Origin of the sequence: Synechococcus sp. R3-13 (assembly GCF_047462195.1) — a bacterium.
Classification (GTDB): domain Bacteria; phylum Cyanobacteriota; class Cyanobacteriia; order Thermostichales; family Thermostichaceae; genus Thermostichus.
Window position 1 is genome coordinate 1 of record NZ_JANSIO010000221.1, and the last position, 11,017, is coordinate 11,017.

Annotated in this window: 12 protein-coding genes, 1 other RNA gene and 1 pseudogene; 5 read left to right on the forward strand and 9 right to left on the reverse strand. The window is 56.5% G+C overall.

Translation table 11 applies throughout. The annotated features are described in order from the left end of the window. Together NW856_RS06880 and NW856_RS06885 are read right to left on the reverse strand one after the other, a co-directional pair. Positions 1–437, reverse strand: a 437-nt coding sequence (locus NW856_RS06880) for a BMP family lipoprotein (protein WP_414399613.1), incomplete at its 3' end; no start/stop codon positions are given. Between the two features lie 9 nt (positions 438–446). Beyond that, positions 447–1,394: a nucleoside hydrolase gene (locus NW856_RS06885; protein ID WP_414357935.1), complete on the reverse strand. Its 948-nt coding sequence runs from the start codon at positions 1,392–1,394 to the stop codon at positions 447–449. Between the two features lie 99 nt (positions 1,395–1,493). On the opposite strand from NW856_RS06885, the gene NW856_RS06890 reads away from it, so the two are divergent. The 4 genes from NW856_RS06890 to NW856_RS06905 all read left to right on the forward strand — a co-directional run bounded on the left by NW856_RS06890 (position 1,494) and on the right by NW856_RS06905 (position 4,108). After that, on the forward strand, positions 1,494–1,859 hold the full coding sequence (locus NW856_RS06890; protein ID WP_414399614.1) for a rhodanese-like domain-containing protein: 366 nt from the start codon (positions 1,494–1,496) through the stop codon (positions 1,857–1,859). A 21-nt stretch (positions 1,860–1,880) separates the two neighbouring features. Continuing rightward, the gene (locus NW856_RS06895) at positions 1,881–3,104 is read left to right on the forward strand and encodes a C45 family autoproteolytic acyltransferase/hydolase (protein ID WP_414399615.1); all 1,224 of its coding nucleotides are present in this window, start codon (positions 1,881–1,883) and stop codon (positions 3,102–3,104) included. A gap of 32 nt (positions 3,105–3,136) precedes the next feature. Next, positions 3,137–3,566, forward strand: an RNA gene (rnpB, locus tag NW856_RS06900) — RNase P RNA component class A. Positions 3,567–3,775: 209 nt separating this feature from the next. Then, complete coding sequence (locus tag NW856_RS06905) at positions 3,776–4,108, forward strand: hypothetical protein (protein WP_414399616.1); 333 nt, start codon at positions 3,776–3,778, stop codon at positions 4,106–4,108. 45 nt (positions 4,109–4,153) lie between these two features. Here NW856_RS06905 and NW856_RS06910 read toward each other — a convergent pair. Beyond that, positions 4,154–4,312, reverse strand: a pseudogene (locus tag NW856_RS06910) (TetR family transcriptional regulator); the annotation flags it as partial. A gap of 259 nt (positions 4,313–4,571) precedes the next feature. Between NW856_RS06910 and NW856_RS06915 the strand changes: the two are divergent. Further along, the gene (locus tag NW856_RS06915; RefSeq protein WP_414399617.1) at positions 4,572–5,456 is read left to right on the forward strand and encodes an acyl-CoA desaturase; all 885 of its coding nucleotides are present in this window, start codon (positions 4,572–4,574) and stop codon (positions 5,454–5,456) included. Positions 5,457–6,048: 592 nt separating this feature from the next. Here NW856_RS06915 and NW856_RS06920 read toward each other — a convergent pair. From NW856_RS06920 to NW856_RS06945, 6 genes are all read right to left on the reverse strand, one after another. Next, a complete protein-coding gene (locus NW856_RS06920; RefSeq protein WP_414399618.1) occupies positions 6,049–6,309 on the reverse strand; it encodes a hypothetical protein in 261 nt (86 codons plus the stop codon). Between the two features lie 280 nt (positions 6,310–6,589). Then, a complete protein-coding gene (locus NW856_RS06925; protein ID WP_011432496.1) occupies positions 6,590–6,853 on the reverse strand; it encodes a helix-turn-helix domain-containing protein in 264 nt (87 codons plus the stop codon). Positions 6,854–7,007: 154 nt separating this feature from the next. Then, positions 7,008–8,267, reverse strand: a complete 1,260-nt coding sequence (locus tag NW856_RS06930) for a sensor histidine kinase (protein WP_414399619.1) — start codon at positions 8,265–8,267, stop codon at positions 7,008–7,010. Between the two features lie 72 nt (positions 8,268–8,339). After that, positions 8,340–9,107, reverse strand: a complete 768-nt coding sequence (locus NW856_RS06935; RefSeq protein WP_414399620.1) for an SDR family oxidoreductase — start codon at positions 9,105–9,107, stop codon at positions 8,340–8,342. Positions 9,108–9,302: 195 nt separating this feature from the next. Then, a complete protein-coding gene (locus NW856_RS06940; protein WP_414399621.1) occupies positions 9,303–10,277 on the reverse strand; it encodes a ketopantoate reductase family protein in 975 nt (324 codons plus the stop codon). A gap of 124 nt (positions 10,278–10,401) precedes the next feature. After that, on the reverse strand, positions 10,402–10,509 hold the full coding sequence (locus tag NW856_RS06945) for a PetM family cytochrome b6-f complex subunit 7 (RefSeq protein WP_414399622.1): 108 nt from the start codon (positions 10,507–10,509) through the stop codon (positions 10,402–10,404). Positions 10,510–11,017: the final 508 nt, after the last annotated feature.

Here is an 11,017-nt window from a genome sequence, read left to right on the forward strand (position 1 = left end):
GCCGGCAATGTAGCCACCAAAAAGGATCCCTCATGTTCTCGGAAGAGGAGGCTGGCCACGTTGTCTTTTTCGGGGGAAACTGCGTCCACCAAGCCGAACTTCACCTCTTTGAACTCAGCGGCACTGGCGGTAACAGCCGGTTCCAGGGCAAAGCCCACCCCAATCACCACATCAAACCCCTCTTCGGCAAACTTGCGTACCCCCGGCCCCAGTTGGGAGGGATCCGTCGGCTCAAAGTCGAACACCTGCACTCCAAAGTCCTGCTTGGCGCGTTCCGCCCCTTCTGCCGCCGATTGGTTGAAGCTGCGATCGTTTTTGCCCCCTTCTCCAAAGGCAATACCCACCCGTATTTGAGGCTGAGCGGCACTGCTGAGAACGAACAGCCCCGTCAATATCCCCGTTAATACCCAAGAGATCCCCAAGGTTTTGCGCATCATGATGGTTTCCTATCGCCCCAGTAGCTTGATTAGCATCTCTCGAAAAGCCATTTTGTCCGCTCTGAGCACAACCTCAGCATTGGCAGGCCGACCCAGAATGCCTAGGCGATCCACCAAGCTATAGCCGCGAGTTAGCTCTCCGCAACATTCCACGTCCACATAGTGACGGGAACTTTGGCCAATCAGTTCCGGCTGCAAAGCCATGGCCATGGTTAAAGAATCGGGATGGGTGATGCCGTCAAGACCTCCCCCTTCAGGATGGGAGCGGTTGAACTCCCAGGCCACCCGGTTCACCGCTAAGTAAAAGCGGCTGAGGGGAGTATCCAGGGAGAGGATCGGTTCTAGCTCTTCTCGTGTCAAAAAGCCATCGCTGACCGCCAGATCCCAAGGGGACAGCACCACCTCAAATCCAGCCTGCAACACCTTTTTGGCCGCTTCCGGATCCACGTAAAAGTTGAACTCGGCAGCCGGTGTGATGTTGCCGAGAGCATGGTTGGTGCCACCCATGATCCAGAGTTTTTTCACTTTGTGAGGTAGGTTGGGATCCTGAGCCAAGGCAAGAGCCAGGTTCGTCAGGGGGGCTTGGGCGATAATCTGCAGCTCTCCGGCCCAGCGGTTGGCCAGCTCCACAATGGCTGTCGGGGCGAAAAGCGATTCCGGGCGCTGCCTGGCCTTGGGGAAAAAAGAATTGCCCATGCCGTCTTCTCCATGGACGTAGGCCGCTGTAACCAGCTTGCCCACCAGGGGTTTGCTGGCCCCGGGATAGACCGGGATCCCAGCTTTTCCCGCCACCTCCAGGGTATAGAGAGCATTTTCAACGCATTGTTCCAGGTGCAAATTGCCAGCACAGACGGTGATCGCTTCCACACTGCTGTTGGGCCAGAGCAACCCAAAGAGCAACGAGGTGACATCATCTCCCGCCGTATCCGTGTCGATCAAAAAGCGCTGCACAGCCATACACAGGCTAAGCCCAAATCAAGGTGTCATCTTAACCCTTGCAGGCAGTCTCAGGGCAGCCATTGAGCCGGTGTATCTTGAGAGGGGATCCGTGTAGGCTTGAGTCGATTGATGTCCTCTTCCATCCGTTCCATTACGCCGCAACAGATGGCTCAACACCTACGGGATCCCGAGGCTGGGCCTCTGCAATTGATCGATGTGCGGGAACCGGCAGAGCTGGAGCTGGTGAATTTGAATGCTTTAGGCTTTCGCAACTACCCCTTGAGCCGGTACGAGGAATGGAGGGAACGGATCCTCACAGAGCTGGATCCAGATCAGCCAACTTTTGTGCTCTGCCATCATGGCATCCGCTCTGCTCAGATGAGCCGGTGGCTACAGGCCAACGGGTTCACCCAGGTTTATAACATCAGCGGCGGCATTCACGCTTGGGCTTGTGAGGTGGATCCCTCCCTGCCCACCTATTGAGGTCACGGGCAAACCAGCACCATGTTCCCCATTCTTCATCTGCAGGGGGATCCCCAACAACGAGGCCAACAGTATGGATCCCAGGCGGCCCAACTCATTCGCCACAGCATTGCTAGTTACGCCCGCCAATTTGCCTACCGCTGTGGTCTCACCTGGCAGCAGGCCCAGACCCAAGCAGAGGGATCCCTGCCCTGGCTAGAGCGCCACGTGCCCCACCTGCTGGAAGAAATCCAAGGCATTGCCGCGGGGAGTGGCTTTCGTTTCGCCGAGATTCTGGCCCTCAATTTGCGCACCGAGATTTTATCCAGATCGGTTCCCAGGGGATCCCATCCCGACTGCGCCGCTGCTCTGGAACACAATCTCCAAAACGGGGTGCCCCAGCACCCACCGGATCCTGCTCATGAATTCAAGGGGATTGATCTCATTGATCCAGCCCAAGCCAACCCGGATGGGGGAGAATGCACCACCCTGGCGGCCTTGCCCCAGGCTACCTCCACCCACCACACCTACTTGGCCCAAACCTGGGATTGGATCGGGGAGCAGCGCAGGGCCTGTGTGCTGTTGTGCGTTCGCTCCGATACCCACCCTGCCTACCTCACCCTGACCGAAGCTGGGATCCTGGCCAAAATTGGCCTCAATCAAGCAGGGTTGGCCGTGGCCCTCAACCTCTTGCGCTCTACCCTAGATGGGCAAACCGAGGGAATGCCGGTGCATTTGCTATTGCGCTTGTTGTTGGAGTGTGAGGAGTGGCAGCAAGCTGTGGAGAGGGTGGGATCCTATCCTTACACCGCGTCCTCTTGTGTCAGCGTTGCGGGTACCGCAGGACAGGCGGTAGGCCTACAGCCCGCTAGTGCAATCAGCTTTGAAATCAGTCCACGAGGAATTGGCCTGCATCTCCCTCAAGGAGGGATCCTCGCCCACACCAATCATTTCCTGGATCCGGCCTTGCGAGAAGATGAGCTGCCCCCCCATATAGGATCCTCCACAAGGCTAGAACGGGCCTATCATTTGCTTCGCCAGAGTGCTCAAACGGGAACCCTAGACGCGGTCGCTCTTCAAAAAATCCTACAAGACCGGACGAATGCCCCCCACTGCATCTGCCGCCATCCGGATCCCCATCTGCCCGCCTGGGATCGCACCGAAAGCGTAGCGGCTGTGGTGATGGATTTGAACCGGCAAATCTTACACCTGGCCCCCAACATTCCCGATCAAGTGGAGTTTGTACCGATTTCCGGGATTTTCTAGGTTTGGAAGATGCAGTAGGATCGAGCTGAAGAGAGAGGAGGGGCAGGCGATCGCGTCCTTGCTGTCGCCACCAGACAGCGGGATGAGGAAAGTCCGGGCTTTCAGAAGAACACACCGCTGGGGAAAGCCCAGTGCGGGTAACCGCGAGGATAGTGCCACAGAAACATACCGCCGATGGCTGGGATCCCAGCACAGGTAAGGGTGCAAAGGTGGGGTAAGAGCCCACCAGCAACGTCGTGAGGCGTTGGCTCGGTAAACCCCGGTGGAAAGCAAGGCCGCAGCCGCAGGACTATGGCTGTTCTTCGCCCCTGTCGGTTGCATCGAGGTCACGGTACCCAAAGTGGGGAAGGGTGCTCTCGATGGTGGTGAGCCGCTAGAGGGTGATGGCAACATCACTCCCAGATGGATGATCGCCAGTGCAACTCTGCACTACAGAACCCGGCTTACAACCTCCTCTCTTTTCTATCTGGTCTCTGTTGGGTCACGCCTGCCATCCACAGCTCCACGCAGGCTTGCAGAAGGGGGGGGATCCTGGCGGTTTCGGCGCCTTTCTCTGATTTTTTAGATTTTTCATCCGATAGCTGCCCCTCAACAGAGGGCTCGGTTCCGTCGGCGCCAACGGAAGGCAACTCGGCAGTTACCGCCAACATTGCTGCTCCCAAAATCATTACATGCAAAACCCCAACGGCTGCATAAAGGCGATCTGGCTCGACAGATTGCAACTCAGAGTTGGGAAATCGCCGCAAATACTCTGTCAGCTGTTCTTGGGCCTGAGAAAAACCCATCCGCAAGGCGCGACGATGTTCCTCAGAATAAAGGCCAGCCTCCCCGACCAGGGAGCGCACCAGTTCAGGATTATCGGCCAAAGCCCGAAAACAGGTGTGGACATAGCGCAGGAGAATGGCTTGCAACCCAGAACCTTGAGAGGGGGCGGGATCCGCCTTCAGAGGCAGATCGGCAATGCCGGAAAAAACCCCCAACTCGCCAAATACGGCCAGGAGTAACCCTTGCTTGGTGCCGAAGTGCCGAAACAGGGTGACCTCATTCACTCCGGCCAAATCCGCAATTTGACGGGTGGTGGTCTGGGTGATGCCCTGACGAACGAACAGCTCCCGAGCCGCATTCAGCAGCCTTTGCCGAGAAGAAGGACGTGCCATAGTGAGGAGAAAACCTGAAGAATTGCGGCGGGCTGCAAGTGACGCTTGCATTTACGGTGGAATACCGCTAGGCTTAATGTCAAGCGAGAGGATGTCGGCAGCGTTGCCTCTGCTCCTCTTCTTCCTGTGTAGCCAAGTTCATCACAGCGGAGCACATAGCAAGTCACCGCTGGCTATGGCGGTGTCTTCAGGGGTTTGACTCCGTTTTCACGTTGGGCCGCTGTTATCCGGCGGCCTTAACTTGGGCTTTGTGTTTTGGCTCTTTCCTAGTCAGTCTAGTCTACTTCTTCTTCTGAGGTTTTGTGGGTTCATGACCACTTCTTTTTCTCGCCAATCGCTGAATCATCCCGCTCCGCTCATTCAGCCCGAGCCCCAAGAGTCCTTTCGGTTTGCTTGGGAACATGTGCTCTTCTTTGCCATCTTTCACGTGGTGGCTTTGGTGGGAGGCATTTTCTTCTTCTCCTGGCCCGCTCTGGGAGTAGCCCTATTTCTCCACTGGTGTTTCGGCAGCTTAGGCATCTGCTTGGGGTACCACCGCCTGCTCAGCCATCGTAGTTTCCAGGTGCCCAAGTGGCTGGAATATGTCTTCACGACTCTCGGTGCCCTGGCCGTTCAAGGGGGGCCGATCTTTTGGGTGGGTGGCCACCGTCAGCACCACGCCTTTACCGAAGACGAGGAGAAGGATCCCTATTCTGCTCGTAAGGGCTTTTGGTGGAGCCACATACTCTGGCTGATCTACCACCGCGAAGAATTTTTTAACCCTGAGAAGTATTTTGCCTTTGCGCCCGACTTGGCTCGGGATCCCTTCTACCGCTGGCTGGATAGGTATGCTCTGCTTTTGCAACTGCCGTTGGCTGCAATACTCTACCTGCTGGGGGGCTGGTCATTCGTCGTGTACGGTATCTTCGTGCGGACAGTGCTGCTGCTGCATTGCACCTGGTTAATCAACTCGGCCAGCCACTTCTGGGGTTACCGGACTTTCGAGAGCAATGACAATGCTCGTAACCTTTGGTGGGCGGCCATTCTAACCTATGGTGAAGGCTGGCACAACAACCATCACTCGGACCCGAAGTGTGCCAGAGCAGGTCTGCGCTGGTGGGAAATTGACATGACCTACTGGGCCATTTGGCTTCTGGCGCGGTTGGGATTGGCTCGCAAGCTACACGCGACCCATCAGCTTCAGGCCAATCGATAGAGATTGATTGGTTGCCAAGTGGCTACCTCCCACTATAATCTTGTCTAGGCTCTACAGGAAACTTTGAGGGGATCCCTGCTTCCAGGGATCTCTACTTTCTTTGAAAAGGCTAGGCGTCTTCTATTCAGCGACGCATGGATCTCGACCCTGCAGAGTGGTAGATCTGGCCAATGCTGAGGGCTGCACGCGGCTGTGAAGCAGTCAAGGGGATGGAAGGGATTGCCTTGATCTTTGGAGGCCAAGGCTGAGCAGAGGAGAACTATACTCTGACGAAAGCCAGCCTAGAGAAGTTGGCCGCCAATGCCTATCCAGGGACAGTTTTTTTGCACGTGCGCGTATGGATGCCCAAGATGGCCCAGCGCGCCGCTGCTGAAGACGCTCATGCAGTACCTGGCCAACCAGGAAAATGTCTACACAATCCCTATCGGCGCTCCCAATGGAAAAGCTTTGGTGCAGAGAATGTCACGTGTTCAATCTAGGCCTATTTATTCGATAACTGCACCTGCCCCGGGTCAAACTCCTCACTGAGGCAGTTTTGTCTTAGAACTTGTAGAGGAATCATCCGGGGAGCGCTTTTTGTTTGTAGAGAAGGCTAGTCTTCCAAGGGGCTATGCTGCCACGCTCCATAGTGGTCAAGAATACGCTTAATTTGTTCTATGTCGGCATCGGGTTCTTGATAAATATGGAGCGCCTCTATTTGGCTGTCTTGGTAGCGAAAGGTGGAGTTTTTTTTCCACTCCAGCTCCGTTTTCACCCCTGAAACACAAGCCAAATGGGCAGCCAATTCCCGATAAACCATCAGGGGCATAGAATCGTAGCGAACAGCGTAGCGTTTCAGCTTGGGGACGCTCACGTATGACAACCCAATCAACGTAGCTCAAAACAACTCAAGTATAGTCACTTCAAGTTAGATTAAGACGCTTCCTAACTACTCCGCGGTGTCGCCCAAATGCTCCGCATCACTTCCGCGAGCCCCCCAATCCCTCTCCCTAAGAGAGAGAAGAGCTAGAAAGCACTGCAACGGAACAGTTTCATTCCTCATTGAAATGACTATAACTTCTGGGCAATACAGTCACCAAAACCCCCCGCTCAACACTCTTTGCTGGACACTTGACCGGCAAAATGGGATGGGACTAAGCAATTTTGTCATCGACCAAAGTGCAGCAATTGACCTGATCTAGGCAAATCTTTCCCCATTGCAAGGCCCAGCGTACTAAGGCCACCCGATTTGCCGTTCGGGTCTTGCTCAAAATATTGCTGATGTGATTGTCAACGGTGCGCTTGCTGATCTCTAGGCGTTCCGCGATGTCCTGATTGGTCAGTCCTGCTGCAATCAACTCAATGACCTGCAGCTCCCGTTCGGACAACAAGTCTGCGGAATGATAGTCAGTACCCATTCCGAATGCCTGCTTAAGATGAACTGTAAAGATTACCTACCCCAATTCTAGGGGATCACCCCTGAGATGGATAGCCCTGCAGCAGGGAAATCTTGAGCGATTCTCGGCCAGACTCCGGCTGCAGGCCACTGATGCGAGCGTTTTCGGATAGGCTTCACAAGGGATCCAGGTGCTTCCGGGGCAGTTCCACCTGAACCCACAGCCCACCGGTTTGTGGGTGATTGCGCAATTGGATGGTGCCCCCATGAACCTCGACAATCTGCCGCACAATTGCCAGCCCTAGGCCGGTTCCGCCTTTGCTGCGGGCCCGCGCAGTGTCGGTGCGGTAAAAGGGCTGGAAGACCAACTCAAATTGATCCTCTGGCAGGCCGGGGCCGTGGTCGTACACCTCTAACTGCACCTGGGATCCCTGCTCCGAAAGCACCACGTGGATAGGAGAGTCGGGCTTGCCATACTTGACGGCGTTGTCCAAGAGATTGAGGATGAGGCGGTATAGGCGTTGCTCATCTCCCCAGAGGTAAATCTGGGACAATCCGCTCAGGTGCAGTTCCTGGTGTCGAGGCTTGGCCAACGGCTCTACACTTTGCCAGGCCTCGCGCACCAAACTTGCCAGATCCACCCAACGCCATTGGGAGCGGGATGCGGCTCCCAAATTGAGGGCACTGAGTTCGAGCAAGTCTTGAACCAAACGGCTCAGGCGCAGAGTTTCATTTAGCAATCGTTCCACCCAGACTGCCTGAGCAGCATCGACCCGGCTTTGTAAAGTTTCGGCCAGCAAGCGAATGGAGGTGAGGGGGGTTTTCAGCTCGTGAGCCACATCCGAAGCCCAGCGATCCCGCTGTTGGGCCAGCATTTTTGCTTCCAGCCGGTCTTCTAAAAAAATGGCCACGTGCGCTTGCGGCAGGAGCAACCCCCAAGCCCGCAGCGGAATCGGTTTGCCATCCCCACCGGAAGGGTAGAAAATCCATTCGCGACTTTGGACAGGAGCAGCGGTCTCCTGTCGGCGGGTAGCCTCGATGAGCTGATCCAACTCGTAGGAGCGCACCCATTCCAGCAAGAGCTTGATGCCCGGCTGCCATTGGCTGATGCGCAGCAGACGCTGGGCGGCAGGATTGCACTCCAGCACCACGTTGTTTTCGTCCACCCGCAGATATCCCCAAGGGAGCCGCTGACCCAGGTATTGCCAGTTTTGCAGTTGCTGTTTTTGGTTGGCCCAATCCAGATCTTGTTGGCGAAGATGACGGCTGAGCAAGCTGAGCATCTGTTCCAGGGAGTGGAGGGGCATGGCCAGATGCACCAGGGATCCCAACCGCTGCAATTCGCGTCTGAAACGGCGCCGAGTCTGCCACAGCAGGAGCAACGTGCAAAGCAAACCGATTCCCAGCCCGATCAGGATCCCGGCTTCCAGTCCCATGTTCCCACCACCTTTGCTGCCATTGTCGCTCAGGGAAGCAAGAGTGGAGGCGAAAGCCCGGTTGCCGGCCTCTTATCGACGATGTACGAGGGTGGTACTGGCTTGGTCGGTGGGCACAAGCAAGATCTCGCTGATGTTCACGTGGGGGGGACGGGTTGCCGCAAACACCACCACTTCAGCCACATCCATCGCCGTCAAGGGGGTGAGGCCCTGATACACTGCTGCCGCGCGGGCGCGATCCCCACGGAAGCGCACTTGGCTGAACTCGGTTTCCACCAGGCCCGGCTGAATCTCGGTGACGCGAATGGGGGTGCCCAGTAAATCCAGCTTCAGCCCCTCGGAGATGGCCCGCACGGCGGCCTTAGAAGCGCAATACACAGCGCCACCTGGGTAGGTCTGCCGACCGGCAATGGAGCCGATGTTCACCACATGGCCTCGACCTCGCTCCACCATGCCGGGCAAAACGGCGCGGGTAACATAGAGCAGACCCTTGAGGTTGGTATCGATCATCTCTTCCCAGTCTTGCAAGGCCCCCATGTGGAGCTTGTCCAAGCCACGACTTAAACCTGCATTGTTGACCAAGATGTCGATGTTGGCCCACGGCGAGGGCAAAGATTGAAGCGCCTGCTGCACGGCTGCCCCATCCCGCACATCCAAAGCCAGCAGGTAGGAAGGAGTGCCGTAAGCCTGCTGCAATTCCCCAGCCAGTTCCTGCAGCCGATCCTGACGGCGGGCCACCAGAATCAGGCGGGCTCCAGAACGGGCAAAAAGGGTGGCACAAGCGGCCCCAATGCCGCTACTGGCTCCGGTGATGAGCACGATGGAGTTTTCGATCATCATTTGCTAATTCAAATGCTGTGATTTCAGTTGGGTTGAGTCGGAGAAAAATGGACAGCCACCTTCAGCTTCCTCGTCAGTTCGAGGCTACAGCCATTCTAGAGTTCGAGCCACTTCCCCAAGGGGAGTCTGGGATCCAGCAAACGAATCGTTTCTCTGCCGTTCGGTAGCGACGCTACCGCTTCCTGCAAAAGCTCCTTAAAGAGAGCGCTCCAGCAGCTTGACACAAGCGTACAGGGTATCCAAATGGGGAGTGGGCACCCCCACCAAACGCCCCAGCTCGGTGATGGCTCCCACAATGGCCTCGATCTCCGTCCGTCGCCCCAGCTCAACATCCTGCAGCATCGAGGTGCGATGGGATCCCACGCGGGCTGCATCTTCTAGCCGCTCTTCCAAAGAGACCGGCAGCCGGATCCCCAGAGCTTGGGCTACAGCCTCAACTTCCCGCATCACCGACCGAACCAAAGCATGGGTGGGTGGGTACTGAGCGATCTCATCTTGAGCAGCTCGGGTGAGGGCGCTGATGGGATTGAAGGCGGCGTTGCCCCACAGTTTCTGCCAGATCTCGGCCCGAATCTGCGAGGTGAGAGTGGTGGCAAGCTGCGCCTGTTCAAAGATGGCGGCCAAGGACTGCAACCGCCCTGACAGGGATCCATCCGGCTCCCCCAGAATGTAGCGCCCACCCCCTGTGTGCAAGACCACTCCTGGCTCTGCCAACTGCACAGCAATGTACACCACACAGCCAATCACCCGCTCTATCGGCAAATGAGCAGCGATAACCCCTTCTGGATCCACGGAAGTCAGGGAATGCCCCTCAAACTCGCCCCCATGCCGGTAAAAGTACCACCAGGGGATACCATTCTGGGCAATCACAATGGGGGTGTCGGGGCCACACAGGGATCCCAGTCGAGGGGCAAGCTGCGGCAAGCTGTGGGCCTTGACCGTCACTATCAGCCAGTCCTGTGGGCCCAGGGCAGCCGGGTCGTCGGTGGCCGTCAAGTGCTCCACCCAGGTTTGGGAGGGATCCCCCTGCCGGATGAGCTTCAGACCTTGGGTGCGGATGGCCTGCAGGTGAGCTCCACGGGCCACGACACTGACGGGAAAGCCAGACCGAGCCAGGCATATGGCCAAGTGACTTCCCACCGCCCCAGCGCCAACAACACAAATCTTCATGGGCCTATCATCTTTTCGTCACCCACTTCACATCCAGGTGGCCAATTGACACGAGGCTGTGACAAGGGCCGAGCGGGATCGGGAGAAACCCCCGACAACTGAAGGGAGGGCTTTTGGAGAACCCTCACTCTGCCCACCCTTGGGTCACCCTCAGGATCCCGTATCCAAGCGCCACACCCACCAGGGTCAGCACAATGCAGAGTCCAGCAGTGGTGAAGATCTCGCCAGCCATAGATTAGATTCCTCGCACATGGGTTACATCGCCTTCTCAGGATATCGGATCCCCAGCCCTGGCCTTCACTCCAGCGGTGTAGCGACCCAAACCTAGCTCCTGGAAAAACAGGCGTTCTCTTGGACTTGATAAGATCCGGCTATCCACCTCTATAATGAAAGCAATTTACAAGTCTTTACCGGCATAGGCTAAATTGTAATGCCTACAGCCGTAAAACTTGTCCGGTGGCTCTCGAATGCTCTGTTGGGCCTCGTGAGCCCTGGAAACGGTTCTCGATAGGGTCTTGGAGCGCTGGGAATTCTAACCCACTGGAAAGTTCCCAGGCAGTTCTCGCCAAAGAGCCGTTCAAGGAAACTGAGGCAAAAGACCCGAGGGTTGAGTCTTTATACCTAGGCTCCGCTCTTGCTTCGAAGAGGCAAACTTTGTAGTTTCATTAACGTCCTCATTCATTTAGATGTCTTTAAGGAGTAGTTCAGATGACCATAGCGGTAGGGCGCGTGCGTCAGGA